This is a genomic window from Enterococcus canintestini, assembly GCF_001885735.1.
In the GTDB taxonomy this organism is placed as follows: domain Bacteria; phylum Bacillota; class Bacilli; order Lactobacillales; family Enterococcaceae; genus Enterococcus_C; species Enterococcus_C canintestini.
Genome location: NZ_JXKG01000017.1, coordinates 1 through 14,988, shown reverse-complemented (window position 1 = coordinate 14,988; position 14,988 = coordinate 1). Strand labels below are relative to the sequence as shown.

Below are 14,988 nucleotides of genomic sequence, written 5' to 3'. Positions count from 1 at the left end.
CATGAAACCAAAAAAAGTAGACTGGTCCGTAATAAAACGATTTAACCCTTACCTCTTCTCTTTTAAAAAAGAAATTTTACTTGCCGTCATATTAGGAATTGTAGCTGGTGGAACCAGTGTATATATCACCTATCAAATCGGGCAAGCTGTCGATCAAATGCTAGGCAAAAATCAAGTGAATTTTACCAGTTTGTATCATATCTTATTACTCTTTGCCAGTGTCGTTTTATTGACTGTCTTTAGTCAATTGTTTATTCAACGTTTGTCTAATAAAATTGCCTATTATTCGGCTGGTCAATTACGTAAAGATGCCTTTATTCATTTAAACAAGTTACCTTTAAGTTATTACGATCAAACACCTCACGGAAATATTGTGAGTCGTTTTACCAATGATATGGATAATATTGCTGTAGCTGTAGCTGCTGTCTTTAACCAAGTTTTTTCCGGCGTCTCGGTGGTGATAATCGCATTTATCGTCATGTTACGTCTAAATGTAATCTTGACATTAGTCGTTTTAATTGCGACTCCAATTATCTTTTTAGTCAGTTGGTTAGTTGCGACCCGCTCTCAGGCAAACTTTGCCCGCCAACAAGAAATTGTCGGGGATATTTCGGGTTTTGTCACCGAAATGGTTGGCAATCAAAAAATTGTCAAAGCCTTTCAGCAAGAAGCTGTCAACCAATCTAAATTTGAAGTTCTCAACCAAGAATTAAACGTTAGAGGACAAAAAGCACAGTTTTCTTCTTCTTTGACTAATCCGATGTCGCGTTTTGTTGACCACCTAGCTTATTTAGCGGTAGGTTTTGTCGGAGGACTGCTCGTTTTAAATGGAAGTGAATTAGTCACAGTCGGCGTAATTTCGAGTTTTACCATTTATGCTAGCCAATTTACTAAACCTTTTATTGAACTTTCTGGCATTACTACGCAAATTCAAACAGCCATTGCTGGTTTGAACCGAACTTTTGAAATCTTAGACCAAAAAGTTGAAACCCCAGATGCCCCAGATGCTATTACGTTAGAAAATGTCAAAGGTGCCGTTTCTTTTGAACAAGTTGATTTTAGTTATACCAAAGCACAACCTTTAATTCGTGATTTTAACTTTAAAGCTGCTCCTGGGGAAACAGTCGCCATTGTCGGAAAAACCGGTGCTGGAAAATCTACCTTAGTCAATCTTTTAATGCGCTTTTATGAAGTTGATGCCGGAAAAATCACTTTAGATGGTTACGATATTCGCCAGTTGACACGGGATAGTTTACGCCAAAGTTTTGGGATGGTTTTACAAGATACGTGGCTTTTTGATGCCAGTTTGCGGGAAAACCTGACTTATGGTAACCCGACTGCTAGCGATGAATTAATTTATGATGCATTAAAGAAAACCTATATGTATGACTATGTTAGTCGTTTACCCCAAAAGCTTGATACCATTATTGGCACAAGTGGTGTGAAAATCTCGGCAGGACAAAGACAATTACTAACGATTGCCCGCACGATGATCTCGCAGCCGCATCTGCTTATTTTAGACGAAGCCACTAGTTCAGTGGATACACTAACCGAACGCAAAATTCAAGCCGCCTTTTTGGCGATGATGAAAGGGAAAACTAGCTTTGTTATTGCCCATCGTTTAGCTACAATTCAAGCCGCCGATAAAATTCTCGTAATGGATCACGGACAAATTGTTGAACAAGGAACTCACGAAAGTCTCTTAGCTCAAAACGGATATTATGCTGAACTTTATCACGCCCAATTTGAACAATCTTAAAAGAATTTTTCGACTATCCTCAATTAAATAAAAAAACGAACACCATTGGCATTAAAATAAAATGTCAACGGTGTTCGTTATTTTTTTATGGTAATAAACCTAATTCTTGTTTCCATGTTAAAACACGGCTAACTGCCGTATCCAACTCTTCTTCTGAATATTCTCCTGCTTTTAGAGCAGCTAAAATTCTCGGAATTTGTACTTGGTAGCTAGAAGACATGATTAAATCATTTCCCGCTTGTAAGGCTGCAAGACCTGCATCTTCTTGTGAAATGAAATCTGCTAATCCCGCCATATCCATATCATCAGTCATAATAACCCCTTTAAAGCCCAACTCATGCCGCAACACATCATGGACTGCCTTTGAAATCGAGGCAGGTTTTGTTTGATCGATGCTATCAATAATATTATGGGAAACCAGGACACTGTCTGCTCCTGCTTTGATGCCCGCTTTAAAAGGTAGAAAGTCTGTTTGGCGTAATTCTTTTAAAGTGCGAGTATCGCGGACAATTTCAACATGGGAATCACGATTATTCCCATAACCGGGAAAATGTTTTAAGGTCGAACCGCTTTTTTCTGTCGCTAATGCTTTCACTACTGTGGTTACATATTCACTTGTACCGGCCGCATCTAAACCAATTGTACGATCGTAAATAAAAGCATTGGGATCTGTTGCCACGTCTGCGATTGGAAATAAACCAGCATTAATGCCAAATTCGCGTAAAATTTTTGCTTTACTAATGGTATCTGATTTAATCGCAGCAAAACCACCAGCTGCATAAAGCGCTTGGGGTGAAGCAAAAGGAGACGAAACTAAATTCGGATTCTGACTGAGGCGAGTAACCGTGCCTCCTTCTTCATCAGAACCAATCAACAATGGAATTTTACTAGCACTTTGGTAACTTTTTATTTTTGTCGTTAAGCTTTCTTTCGTTTCATTTTCCATATCGCGTCCAAAAAGAACGTAGCCACCCAAATGATACGTTTTAATATCTTCAATTTGGTTTACTTCTGGAACCCGCACAAAAAATAATTGGCCCACTTTTTCAGCTACCGTCATCTTTTCTAATGTATCTTCTATTGTATCATGGACTTCACTACTAGCAGTTGTACTTTCTTTTACTTCACTTTGATTCGTTTGTGCCGTCTGTTTTTCCTCATTTTTATCATTAGTAAAATCAAAAAATAAATTTAGGATAAAAAATCCGCCCAAAACTAAAACAGTTGCAGTTAATAGTATCATTAAAAACTTCTTCATCTTTTCCTCCTGTTGCCTAAAAGCACCCTTTTTTCTTTCCTTTATTCTAACACGGCTGATAAAAATCTCTTGAAGAAAAGCAACAGGTAAATTCTAAACTAAAAAAACCGCAACAATTAGCCAAATAGGCAATTGTTACGGTTTTGTGTCCTGGGATGGAGGACCTTATATTTTATTCATTAATTGGAATGAAGACGTTTTGCCAACCGACGATAAGGTAAAGCACGTCCTACAATATAAATAATCATCGTTTCAATTGGGATCATAATTGCCGCTTTGATTAAACGTGTTGTCCATAAACCTGGATTGGTTAAATCAATTCCATACATCAAAGACAACCACAATGGCGTTAAACAAAAACTAAAGACCACCGTATTAACAATTACACACATCAACGAATTTTTTAACGTAATTTCCTTTTTGTAAAAGAAAAACCCATAAATTAATCCGCCTAAAAAAGCATTAAAGGTAAACCCAATAAAAAAAGGCGCTTTGGCTAGTAAGGTGTTGCCAATCACATCGGCAATTACCGCACCAACCCCAGTCCAAAAAGGACCAAATAAAGTTGCCATCACCACTTCTGGCACAAAACTAAAAGTGATTTTTAAAAGTTGGGTTTCAAACCCAAAAACTTGCGACAATACCACCATCAAAGCGATTAACATCGCCATGATTGCAATCATATACGCGTCGACTTTTCTTTTCATAACTTCAGCATCTCCTTAATAGAGCTGCCGCATAAAAATAATGCAGCGAATGCGAAAATAAAACCGCGAACTACAATGTAATCCTTCGTCCCAAGGGCAACATCCCATCCCTCAGACACTTAACGCTTTATTTCCTACTCTGTCATATTTGTGGTTTTTAAACCACGGATAAAATATAGCACGAAACATTCTTACCAACAAGTTAACAAGCTTATCACTTCAAAATTTTAAAACGAACGTTAAGATTCCAACCGTTTACACAATAATCTTACTTGTTATCTTAATCATATAATTCTTTTAGCCACAAAAATATCCCGTCGCAAATAGCGACAGGATATCAATCTACTAATTTTTTATGCAGCAGTTTTAACTTTACCCGCTACTTTATTTTGTAACTTCATCGCTTTGGTGAAGACCGGAATATCAAAGTGTTTACTTAATGTTCCTGCTACAAAGTAGGCAATATTATAGTCGACTACACTGTGAACGACACCACCAAAACCTAATAGGACAAAATAGAAATAAAAGACGCCGCCATCATAAGTTCCAGGTGTTCCTAAATTAATCATATTAAAAGCTAAAACAACGACTACTTCAGCTGCGGCATGAATTAAGCCCAACAGAAGATTGTACATTTGGAAACGAACATTTCCTAAAGTGAACTGACCATTTTGCAAAACAATTTGCGGATTCTTTTGCAAATAAAGTGCACCGATTGTCGCAAAAATAACGTGTGTCAATGCACGTAATGCAATAATTACAGGTAAGCCCGAAACTAAAAAACCAAAAGTTGTGCCTAAAGCAACTGCAATTGCGACGACTGGTGAAAAGAACATCGCGATAAACAAAGGGACATGACTAGCCAAAGTAAAAGAAGCAGGTCCAATCACAATTTTGGGCATGACCATTGGAATCATAATCCCTAATCCAATTAATAATGCCGCAATATTTAAATGTCGCACAGAATTATTTCTCATTTTTTCCTCCTTGAAAAAACATTATCTTTATTTTTAATGCAAAACAAAGTGTCAAGACACTTAATTCTTCCTTATTTTAGTGGGAATCATCCAAGGTGTCAAGACATATATTTTCTTTTTCACGAAAAATAAATGAAAAATTTCACCCCCATTACATTTTAAGCTCGTTGAAACTCCGCTGAAAACTTAGCCCTTTCTGCAAAAGTACGTATTTCAACTAACACTAAAAAACAGCTTTCGCGCCATTAATTGAGGCGAAAGCTGTCAGTATAATAGTAATTATTTAGAAATCGACATCATGGCATTACTTAATGCCTCAAATTCACTAAGAGATAAAGTCTCTCCGCGTCGTTTTGGATCAATAGCTGCTTGTGTCAAACTTTTTGTCAGCCAATTTTTAGTCGTATCGTCTTTGCCATAAGCGTGCAGTAAGTTATTCCACAATGTTTTGCGTCGCAATTGGAAAGCTGCTTTCGTTAGCTTAAAGAATTCTTTTTCGTTGATTACATCAACGGCTGGTTCACTGCGCCGTGTCAGTTTTAAAATGGCAGAATCAACATTTGGTTGGGGCACAAAAACCGTTTTGGGAACAATAAAGGCAAGTTTTGCTTCCATAAAATATTGAACTGCAATTGATAAGGAGCCATACGCTTTTGTCCCAGGTTCAGCTGAAATGCGATCCGCAACCTCTTTTTGCATCATTACAACCATCTCAGCTACTGGTAAATCACTTTCTAAAAAGTGCATCATAATTGGCGTAGTAATGTAATAAGGTAAGTTTGCGACAACCTTTAAAGGCAAAGTAGTATCAGTAAAATTTTCAGCAGTTAATTTTATTAAATCCGCTTTTAAAACATCTTGATGAATAACTTTCACATTTTTATAGTCGTATAATGTATCAGCTAAAACAGGAATTAGGCGGTCATCAATTTCAAATGCCAAAACTTCTTTTGCGGATTTCGCTAATTGTTCAGTTAACGCTCCAATTCCCGGCCCAACTTCAATGACGTTTGTGGTGTCATCAATTTCAGCTGTCGCTACAATTTTGCGTAAAACATTAGGCTCTGTTAAAAAATTTTGACCTAAACTTTTTTTGAAAGTAAAGCCATGCTTGTGTAAAATTTCTTTTGTTTTTGAAGGGGTTGCAATATCACGTGTGTCTTTCAAGGTCATCCTCCAGCTCTTTTTTGATTTCTTGCATCGCTGTGTCTAATTCTTCGGCGGTGATGCGAAACATCTCTAACCGCTTAGTTAATTGTTTACTGTTGGTGTAGCCAATGCGCAATTTATCCCCAAGTTTTTCTCGTAATAATTTGGCAGAAGCTCCCGCTATTAAACCATAGTCCATTAAACTTTGTCTACTAATTAATGGCTTTTCTTCTTTGCTATCTTGAGGCGTGACGACTTTTTTTAAAGCTTCTAAAATCGCTTCATCACTCGCATGTTCTACGCCTAAACTACCATATCGCCGATTTGGTACTGCTTCTTTACGGGGTAAAAAAGCATGTTTGGCGTCTGGAACCACCTCCATAATTTTTTTGCGAATTTTTTCGCCAGAAAAATCAGGATCAGTAAAAACAATAACACCACGAGTTTCTTGGGCATGTTCAATTTGCATTAAAATATCATCATTAATGGCAGAGCCGATTGTTTCAATCGTGTCTACTTGCACCACTTCTTGCAAACGTCTAGTATCGTCTTTTCCCTCAACGACAATGATTTCTTCAATTAACGGCTTTTTCATTTGCTAATCCGAAATAAACGATGCGCATTTTCTCTTGTCACAGTTGCCACTTCTTCAAAAGGCAATTTGCGTAACTCAGCAATTTTTTCAACGACATAACGAGTATAACCGGGTTCATTGCGCTTACCTCGATAAGGTACAGGGGCTAAATACGGCGCGTCAGTTTCCACTAGTAGACGATCTAAAGGCACAATACTCGCAGCTTCTTGAACATCTAATGCTTTCTTAAAAGTAACCACACCACTAAAAGAAATATGCATTCCCAAATCTAAAAAGCGCTTGGCCCATTCGCCACTGCCACTAAAACTATGCATAATGCCGCCAATATCTTGTATTCTTTCATCTTTTAAAATACGATACGTATCTTCAATTGCATCACGGGTATGAATACTGATTGGTAGCTTCATTTCTTTTGCAATCGCAATTTGGCGACGAAAAACTTTTTCTTGCACGTCTTTTGGATCTTCCATCCAATAATAATCCAAACCGATTTCACCTAAAGCCACTACTTTTGGTAAAGTTAAACGTTCTTGCAGTTTTTCCTCAATCTCTTTTGTATAGCTGCCTGCTTCGGTGGGATGCCACCCAATAATGCTATAAATGTTATCATAAGCTTGACTTAAGGCTAAACTTTTTTCAATGGTGGGCGTGTCAAAGCCTACCACTGCCATTTCGGTTACGCCAAGTTCTTGCGCCCGGGCAATGGTTTCAGGAATATCATCGTTAAATTGTTCTGCGTTTAAATGCGTATGGGAATCAAAAATCATCCGGTCCACTTCCTTAAATATTTTCATCAAAATTATTCGTACTAAACAGCTCAATTGGCATTTAAGTAGCATCGTTTTCTACAAACACTAAAAAATAAACGTCCACTTACTACTTCATCCATTTCAATAGTAACTTTAGCACAAATTCGCTTGGGTCTAAAGTAAAGCTACCGCAAATTAAAGCTTTTACCAAAAAATTTAGCAGATACTCAAAAAAAATCTAAACTTTCTTTTTAAAACAATGTTGTGTCTTTTAAAAATACGCCCTAAGCCTGATTAAAAATCAATACTTTTCTTTATAATTAAAGTAGTTTTTTTATTCTAAAAAAAGCCGGGAATGGAGGAATAACCATCGAAAATTTTAACCATCGTTACCCACAATTCGCGCATTATTTGCGTCAAAAATATCAACAACATACAAAAGAACAAACTTTAACTTGGAGCCACTTTTTACTCTTAGCTATATTTGGTCTATTGATAAAATCTAGCTATACGGGACAATTCTTATTGATCGTAACCTTTATTGGGATTACCGCAATTATCAGAGGTCCGTTATTAATTTTGTATAGTGCGGTTTATCTTTTTTTAACCAGCTTATTTCCACCTCTTGGAATAATCCTATCAGCTGTTTTATTTGTCATTTCACTGCTGGAACTAAAACGAAACTGGCAATTAAACCTGGTCGCATTGTCTTTTTACAGTCTGCCGATTCTAAGTTCACTGCTGTTAACTTTTAGTAACCTAGATCCTTTTTGGGTGAAAAATGGCGGACTATTATTGGGAATAATCGGGCTACATTTCGTCTTGCAAAAATTTTATCGCCAAGGTTTCACTAGTCTTTCACTCTTGTGGTTCCTCATCGCAACCCCTTATGAATTGCTGTTATTTATTATCCCAAAAAAGAACAACCGTTTGCGTCAAAATCCTTCAAAAAATATCAAGAAAATAAAGTAACAACAAGGTTTTAATCATTTTAAACACTCACTGTCAAGATACGGAGGGTGTTTATTTTATTTGTAATGAAAACGAAATATTTTTCATCTAAATTTAGCAAAATCTTATCTCATGTTCGATTGCTTTTTGTTCCACAATCTTATATTCTATACTAGTTAGCAGAATTCAAAAGGAGGCCATTTTGTGCAGTTAATTCTAGGTATCATCACTATTTTACTCGCATTTGCGTTATATGCATTCTTTATCGAACCTAGTAGGCTGAAACAACGGCATTACCTGATTCGCAAAAACAAACAGCGGGTGTTGGATATCTCTGATGCTTACGATATGTTTGCTCATGAAGGGGATGTGACGATTGCCCATATTAGCGATCTACATTTTTCCCGCTGGTTTAAACCACGTAAGATGAATAAAATTATCCGCTCTGTGATGGAAATGAAACCTGATATTATTGTCTTTACGGGTGATTTGATTGACGATTATAAATATTGGCCTAAAAAGCAGACTAATCGCCTGATCGAAAAATTAAAGCGGCTAAAAGCACCAATGGGAAAAATTGCAGTGTTAGGAAATCACGATTATAAACATGGCGGACAATATTTTGTTAAAGAGGTCTTAAAAGAAGCTGGTTTTACAACCCTTGTGAATGAAGAAGTTTTTGGTTCTGATGCCAAAATTTCGATGAATATCGTCGGTATAGATGATTTAAGTGGCGGTAAACCTGACTACAACTTTGACTCTACCTTGGCAGAATGGCATATTTTATTAGCACATCAACCTGATCAAATTCAAGCGATTCACAACTTATCTCAATATGATTTAGTCTTATCCGGCCACAGTCACGGCGGACAAATTCGTTTGCCACATCTGTATATTAAAACTGAAGGGGCTAAACACTACACTGAAAGTTTGTATTTACCCACTAAAAATACTATTTTATCAGTCAACACGGGAATTGGTATGACCATGATCCCTGCTCGTTTTGGTGTTCCCCCTGAAATTGTTTATTATCATCTTTCTAACAAGCGCCAAATTTTTGAGAATTTTGATGGTAATTTCAATTTTGAAAAGCAGATTACAGTAGAAAAAACAGCGCCAACCGCTGAAACGCAAAATGAATTTAATACTCCTGATCGCACTACGGTACCTGTAGCTCCAGAAGAACAACCCGATACTGATGCGGCTGAAAAACCTACCGATAAAACAAATAAAGTCGTGGATATCAATTTGTTCCGCCGGCGTTATAAGAATAAAAAAATCATTTAACCAATTAAGATCCCTTAAGCCAGTGTAAGAAAGTGAGCTTAAGGGATTTTCTATTTACCAAACGCGATTAAATTAACGCTATTATCAATTCAAACATATTTTTCGCATCAAGATATTACAGCTTAAATTTTAGATTCTATTACTCTTTAAATCTTTTTTATCACAAACCTACTATTATATCTTTACCGATTATTTATTGTACTTTTCTTTATACAAATTCACGAAGTCTTCAGCTAATTCCCGCAATAAGATGGTAGTCATTAAATGATCTTGCCCATGAATGAAGATAAAACCTAATTCTACGTCTTCTCCTCCGGCTTCTTTTGCTAAAACTTCTGTTTGTGCGTTATGCGCTTGTTTTAAACTAGCATCAGCATCTGCTAATAAAGTTTCGACATTTTGAAATTCACCACTGCGAACTTCACGGATAAGTTTTAAAAGTGAACTTCTAGCATCACCGGCATAAGCGACAATTTGAAAACCAAGCATATTCATTTCTTCTTTATTCATAACTATTCTCCTTTAGTAAAAAATCTATTGTAATCATATCACGTCGATAAATAAATAACAGTTCCCCTTAAAATTTCCCATTAAAATTTTAATACTTTTCAATTTTTTTATTAGTATTGATAGTTAAAAAAGTTTGAAAAACTATCAAGAGACATACTCTTTTACTTATAAAAAAACTTCCTCTAAAAAGAGGAAGTCCAATTTTTACTGTAAACCAACTGCAATCGCAGCAATAATGAAGATTGTTCCTAAGACAAAGAAGAAGCCTTGCATCTTAATTTGGAATTTCGCCCATTTTGCCCATTCGATATGCGCAACACCTAAAACCCCGATTAAACTTGCTGAAACCGGTGTAAAGGCATCGACAAAACCAGCACCTAACTGGTAAGCTAAAACTGCAACTTGGCGAGATACACCAACTAAGTCTGCTAGAGGTGCCATAATTGGCATTGTTAAGGCCGCTTGACCTGAATTTGAAGTTACGACTAAGTTGAATAAGCTTTGGAAAATATACATTGCCCACGCACCAACCATTGCAGGTACGCCACTTAATAATCCACCAACACTATGGAGCATAGTATTTAAAGCAGATGGCATATTGGCATCAGAACCACCTAGAACAAGTAAAATCCCTTTTGCCATCCCAACTACAATCGCCGTTCCAGCTAAATCAGCTGCACCGCCTTGGAAACTTTTGGCAATATCATTCCAGCCCATACCATCTAGTTTGAATAGTACTGCAATCACACCAGCCACTAAGCCCATTACAAAGAATTGAGAAGCAATTTCTGGAATGTAATAGCCTTCTTGGGTTACTCCCCAAATGATCCAGATTAAAACTGCTAACATTTCAATTAAGATTAATTTATGACCAAGTAAGAACGGTTTCTTTTCATCGGTAGTTTTTTGAATTTGATCTCTAAAGTGAGCATCAGATTCGTAAACTTCTGATTTCATTGGATTTTTGCGGATTCGTTCTGCGTAAATAGATAAATACAAAGCAGAAAGTGCCGTAATCACAAACCACATCACCAAACGGAAAGTTGCACCTGATAAGACTGGAATACCAGCAATCCCTTGTGCTACCGCAACACTAAATGGACTCATCCACGATGCCGCATTCCCCACCTGAGAAGCAACATAGGTAACCGTAACTGCGACAATGGAGTCATATCCCAGCGCTATCACAAAAGGTACCATAACCATTGAAAATGGAATAACTTCTTCGGCCATCCCAAAAGTTGCACCACCAAATGAAAAAGCAAAGAATAATAGTGGGATTGCTAAACGCTCTAAGCCACGGGTTTTAGAAATAAAAGCAAAAATACCAGCATCAATCGCTCCTGTACGCATGATGATCCCAAAAGCACCACCTACGACTAAGATTAATGCGACAATTCCGACCGCAGAGCCATATTTATCCCCTGAAACTAACCCTTCAAAAATAAAGTTTAAAAAGCCAAAACCATTAAAATCATCGGTTCCCCAAATTTTCGCTGTTTTGTGCAATTTCTCTGACTTATCATAAATTTTATCACCATATAATTTATACAGTGTATCATCTGTCAGATTGATACCGTCGAGTGTTTCTTGTGAAAGGTTACTTTCTCCTTCTTTTAAAACACCTTGCACATCTTCTTTATTTACATCTAATTCATCAAGTTCTTTTTGATCTTGCGCTAAAGTTTCCAGTTTATCAAAGACAAACTTTTTATCTAGCGGATAATCATAACGGAAAGTATCTTGTTCTAAGACTGTCCGTGTTGCCACTTCACCGTTGGCGTCTTTGTACTCAACTTCAGTCGTTGAAAATTTTCCGGCCGGTACAATAAACGTCAACAGCCACGCCGCAATAACAACCATAAAAATAATGACATAAGTGTGGGGCGTACGCATTTTTGTTAAATCACGTTTCTTCTTGTTCTTCATATCTCTATCCTCTCTTTATACGATAACAATATTATAAGTTATTCTAGTCAAAAATCATACGTTTCTTTTGTAATTTTTTTTGGATAATTGAAATAAAGATAAAAATGCCTATTACGTCAATACCTTGCTACAATGCGATTTTAAAAGTTTATAATTTCTGAAAATTCCGATTATTACCGCTGTCATTTTATTTTTTTATTTATTTACTCCATTCTTCAAACGTTCTTTTAATGAAACAAATCTTAAAGATAAAATAATAATATAAATTTAAACAACTACGAGTACAGTATTTTTAGACAAGAAAAAGAGGTAGGATAAGCATCTTCGTCTTATCCTACCTCCATTTTTCAAATAAACGTTGTTAATGAAGCCCCATCTTTTTTAAATCAGCCAAAATTTCACAAAAATTGGTGCCCCGATTTTCTTAAAATCTCTACTTATTGCCTGAAGCTAAATACTTCTCTTAGAACCTTATTTTCTATCAAAAAATCGTTTTGCTCCTTATCGTTTTAAACAGATTACTTACGCATGTTCAGCGATGTAGCGCACTAATTCCTCTGTTTTTTCCCAACCCAGACAAGGATCTGTAATCGATTTGCCAAAAACAGTGCCATCCGGTTCTTGCCGTCCATCTTCAATGAAACTTTCAATCATAAAGCCCCGCACCATTTTTTTGATTTTTTCGTTATAGTTGCGGTTTTCCAGTGTTTCTTTAACGATTCGTACTTGCTCTAAATACTTTTTACCCGAATTATCGTGATTGGTATCAACGACGATGAATGGATTTTTGAAATTACCGGCTTCGTAACGGCTCGTAACTTCTAGTAAATCTTCATAATGATAGTTGGGAATATTTTTACCTACTTCATTTAGGCCACCACGTAACACAACATGCGTTAATGGATTAGAAGAAGATTCTACTTCCGCGCCATTATAGATGAACTCTTGTTTTTGCTGAGCTGCGTATAAAGAGTTAAATAAAACGGTTAAATTACCACTGGTCGGATTTTTCATACCGGTAGGCTGATCAATGCCACTGGCAACAAAGCGGTGCTGTTGGTCTTCCACCGAGCGTGCCCCTACAGCAATATAGCTGACTAAGTCTTCAACAAATTCCAAATTTTCAGGATACAGCATTTCATCCGCAGTCGTTAAACCTGTTTCAGTTAAAACTCGTTTGTGCAATTTACGAACTGAGACAATCCCCCGAATCAAATTACTCTCACCATTTGGGTTTTGTTGATGCAATAATCCCTTGTAGCCATCACCATTTGTACGTGGTTTATTCGTGTAAATACGCGGGACCATGAAAACTTTATCCGCAACTTCTGCTTGCAGTTTTGCCAAACGACGTACATACTCCATCACCGCTTCTTCTTCATGGGCCGAACAAGGACCAATAATCAATAAAATTCGTTCATCTTCACCTGTAATAATTTTTTCCAATTCTAAATCGCGTACCTTTTTCTGTGCAGCTTCTGCTTCAGATAATTTGGCTAAAGATTTAACGGACTCTGCATTAATTTTTTTACTAATTGCTTTAAACATTTTCCATCGACTCCTTTTAAATTCTCATTTTATATAAAAGAAAAAGACCCTATCCTTTCCTTAGAAAGGACGGGGTCTAAAATAGACTCGTGTTACCACCTTTTTTTATAGTCTGCTCGCGCAAAACTACCTCAACAGGTACAAAAATACTTATACCCTGGCCCATTTAACGAAGGCACACCATCCGTCGCAGCCTACTTTTTTCGGTGCGAAGTTCAAAGAGGAATTCAGTAAAAACAATCTCGCGCCTCTCAATGACCGGCAACTTCCTGTCTTCTTATTTTTACTTACTATTTCTTATCATCACTTTTAATTATTGCACTTATTGTATCCAGCTTCATTTATATTGTCAAGAAAATTCTAACAATTTAAAAAATCTTTGTTCCCCTGAGACCGTCTTGTAAAAAAATTCACTAAATTGCCAAAATTTACAATTATCAAATGCAACCGGCGTTCTTTAATCGTTCTAACATCGCTTTTTCTAAATGGTAGCTTTCAACTAAAGAAGGTAAAATCATCGCCTGTTTTCCCCGCAATGAATAAATTTCAGCTGTAACCTTTGCCGCTAAATCATCATCTGTTAAAAGTAATTGAATCAGTAGTGGTGTTTTTATTTGCGCCAAGAGCTTTTTGTAAGAAGATTCCCCTAAAAGACCGGCAAAATACACTTTTCGACCAGAAATAATGGTTAGTTTTTGGGTTAAGGTATTGCCTTCTTCATAAAAAGTCGCACTGTTAGCTGTATCTGCTGCGATTAACAAAACTGGTTGGGGTAAAAGATTGGGCTGTTGTGCTAATTGATCCACCAGAGAATGTAAAATTGATCGCGTACTACCCAGAGGCTGCAAAAAAGTTGCAGTAAGAGCAGGCTCTTTTTTTAAAATTGCGTTTACTCGCTCTGGCAAAGTCTGACTAATTTCAGCCGTTGAAAATAGTGAAACTGGCAAGAAAATAATTTCACGACTCCCCTTTGTAGCTAAGTCCAAGATACTTTCAGCTAACCTGTTTTTTTCATTAAGAAAACAAATTTCAAAAGGGACAGTAAGTTGTAAGGCTACTTCATTAATCATTTGCAAAAGACTTTGATTTAAATGTTTTTTATCCGTTGTAATTAAGAAGACAACACTTTTTTTACGCTCCATTTAAATACCCTCTTTCCTGGCGATTAATCACAAAATGGCTTTAAAAATTACGGCATCACACTGGCTTATCAAACTAATTTTGGCAGACAATATTTTGGCAGCTATTCTTACTATTCTTTCAGTCTACTCGTGAAGTAACAAAAAGAAAAATAAGCCGTCTTTGATTCACTAAATTACCTGAATGTATCCTTTAATATAATAGTCTTTAGTTTAAGCAAAGAGTAATAAAAAAATGTAGAAAGAAGCTTTCCGCCACTTCTACATTTTAAAATTTTTAGTCAAAAGTGTTACATTGCTTGTTCAATTTTTTCAGACTGCTGAATGATACCAAATAGTTTTTTAGCTTCTAGTTGGATATCTGCAAAAGCTTTTGCTTCTTTAGCAATAATTGGTGTAATAATAGCACCTGAATAATTCATACTTTGAC

General features: G+C 36.5%; 12 protein-coding genes, 1 pseudogene and 1 riboswitch. Of the genes and pseudogenes, 3 read left to right on the top strand and 10 right to left on the bottom strand.

The window, feature by feature from the left end:
• The first annotated feature begins 1 nt into the window (after position 1).
• Positions 2–1,759, top strand: a complete 1,758-nt coding sequence (locus RU96_RS09700; protein WP_071865338.1) for an ABC transporter ATP-binding protein — start codon at positions 2–4, stop codon at positions 1,757–1,759.
• Between the two features lie 85 nt (positions 1,760–1,844).
• Here the strand turns inward: RU96_RS09700 and RU96_RS09695 are convergent, their stop codons facing one another.
• From RU96_RS09695 to RU96_RS09670, 6 genes are all read right to left on the bottom strand, one after another.
• The gene (locus RU96_RS09695) at positions 1,845–3,017 is read right to left on the bottom strand and encodes a glycoside hydrolase family 3 protein (protein ID WP_071865337.1); all 1,173 of its coding nucleotides are present in this window, start codon (positions 3,015–3,017) and stop codon (positions 1,845–1,847) included.
• A gap of 179 nt (positions 3,018–3,196) precedes the next feature.
• Positions 3,197–3,724, bottom strand: a complete 528-nt coding sequence (locus RU96_RS09690) for a folate family ECF transporter S component (RefSeq protein ID WP_071865336.1) — start codon at positions 3,722–3,724, stop codon at positions 3,197–3,199.
• A 41-nt stretch (positions 3,725–3,765) separates the two neighbouring features.
• A riboswitch (THF riboswitch) is annotated at positions 3,766–3,868 on the bottom strand.
• Positions 3,869–4,077: 209 nt separating this feature from the next.
• On the bottom strand, positions 4,078–4,701 hold the full coding sequence (locus RU96_RS09685) for a hypothetical protein (protein ID WP_071865335.1): 624 nt from the start codon (positions 4,699–4,701) through the stop codon (positions 4,078–4,080).
• Positions 4,702–4,980: 279 nt separating this feature from the next.
• Positions 4,981–5,874 (bottom strand): 16S rRNA (adenine(1518)-N(6)/adenine(1519)-N(6))-dimethyltransferase RsmA, encoded by an 894-nt coding sequence (gene rsmA, locus RU96_RS09680; protein WP_379923986.1) that lies wholly within the window; start codon positions 5,872–5,874, stop codon positions 4,981–4,983.
• Positions 5,852–6,445: a ribonuclease M5 gene (rnmV, locus tag RU96_RS09675; protein ID WP_071865333.1), complete on the bottom strand. Its 594-nt coding sequence runs from the start codon at positions 6,443–6,445 to the stop codon at positions 5,852–5,854. The genes rsmA and rnmV overlap by 23 nt, the downstream gene beginning before the upstream one ends.
• Positions 6,442–7,212 (bottom strand): TatD family hydrolase, encoded by a 771-nt coding sequence (locus tag RU96_RS09670; protein ID WP_071865332.1) that lies wholly within the window; start codon positions 7,210–7,212, stop codon positions 6,442–6,444. The genes rnmV and RU96_RS09670 overlap by 4 nt, the downstream gene beginning before the upstream one ends.
• A gap of 507 nt (positions 7,213–7,719) precedes the next feature.
• Here RU96_RS09670 and RU96_RS12855 point away from each other — a divergent pair.
• Complete coding sequence (locus RU96_RS12855; RefSeq protein ID WP_143350962.1) at positions 7,720–8,166, top strand: hypothetical protein; 447 nt, start codon at positions 7,720–7,722, stop codon at positions 8,164–8,166.
• Between the two features lie 183 nt (positions 8,167–8,349).
• A pseudogene (locus RU96_RS09665) lies at positions 8,350–9,210 on the top strand (metallophosphoesterase); the annotation flags it as partial.
• A 411-nt stretch (positions 9,211–9,621) separates the two neighbouring features.
• Here the strand turns inward: RU96_RS09665 and RU96_RS09660 are convergent.
• The 4 genes from RU96_RS09660 to RU96_RS09645 all read right to left on the bottom strand — a co-directional run bounded on the left by RU96_RS09660 (position 9,622) and on the right by RU96_RS09645 (position 14,561).
• Positions 9,622–9,942, bottom strand: coding sequence for a PTS lactose/cellobiose transporter subunit IIA (locus RU96_RS09660; RefSeq protein ID WP_071865330.1), 321 nt, complete (start codon positions 9,940–9,942; stop codon positions 9,622–9,624).
• A gap of 204 nt (positions 9,943–10,146) precedes the next feature.
• Positions 10,147–11,871, bottom strand: coding sequence for a putative basic amino acid antiporter YfcC (gene yfcC / locus RU96_RS09655; RefSeq protein WP_071865329.1), 1,725 nt, complete (start codon positions 11,869–11,871; stop codon positions 10,147–10,149).
• Positions 11,872–12,393: 522 nt separating this feature from the next.
• Positions 12,394–13,419, bottom strand: a complete 1,026-nt coding sequence (locus RU96_RS09650) for a 3-deoxy-7-phosphoheptulonate synthase (RefSeq protein ID WP_071865328.1) — start codon at positions 13,417–13,419, stop codon at positions 12,394–12,396.
• A gap of 437 nt (positions 13,420–13,856) precedes the next feature.
• Positions 13,857–14,561 (bottom strand): sirohydrochlorin chelatase, encoded by a 705-nt coding sequence (locus RU96_RS09645; protein ID WP_071865327.1) that lies wholly within the window; start codon positions 14,559–14,561, stop codon positions 13,857–13,859.
• Positions 14,562–14,988: the final 427 nt, after the last annotated feature.

What these genes read in the sequence shown, in the direction of transcription:
- RU96_RS09690 (WP_071865336.1), bottom strand. Translation starts at nt 3,724, where the DNA reads ATGAAAAGAAAAGTCGACGCGTATATGATTGCAATCATGGCGATGTTA.
- RU96_RS09650 (WP_071865328.1), bottom strand. Translation starts at nt 13,419, where the DNA reads ATGTTTAAAGCAATTAGTAAAAAAATTAATGCAGAGTCCGTTAAATCT.
- RU96_RS09685 (WP_071865335.1), bottom strand. Translation starts at nt 4,701, where the DNA reads ATGAGAAATAATTCTGTGCGACATTTAAATATTGCGGCATTATTAATT.
- RU96_RS09660 (WP_071865330.1), bottom strand. Translation starts at nt 9,942, where the DNA reads ATGAATAAAGAAGAAATGAATATGCTTGGTTTTCAAATTGTCGCTTAT.
- RU96_RS09670 (WP_071865332.1), bottom strand. Translation starts at nt 7,212, where the DNA reads ATGATTTTTGATTCCCATACGCATTTAAACGCAGAACAATTTAACGAT.
- rsmA (WP_379923986.1), bottom strand. Translation starts at nt 5,874, where the DNA reads ATGACCTTGAAAGACACACGTGATATTGCAACCCCTTCAAAAACAAAA.
- RU96_RS09695 (WP_071865337.1), bottom strand. Translation starts at nt 3,017, where the DNA reads ATGAAGAAGTTTTTAATGATACTATTAACTGCAACTGTTTTAGTTTTG.
- rnmV (WP_071865333.1), bottom strand. Translation starts at nt 6,445, where the DNA reads ATGAAAAAGCCGTTAATTGAAGAAATCATTGTCGTTGAGGGAAAAGAC.
- RU96_RS09700 (WP_071865338.1), top strand. Translation starts at nt 2, where the DNA reads ATGAAACCAAAAAAAGTAGACTGGTCCGTAATAAAACGATTTAACCCT.
- yfcC (WP_071865329.1), bottom strand. Translation starts at nt 11,871, where the DNA reads ATGAAGAACAAGAAGAAACGTGATTTAACAAAAATGCGTACGCCCCAC.
- RU96_RS09645 (WP_071865327.1), bottom strand. Translation starts at nt 14,561, where the DNA reads ATGGAGCGTAAAAAAAGTGTTGTCTTCTTAATTACAACGGATAAAAAA.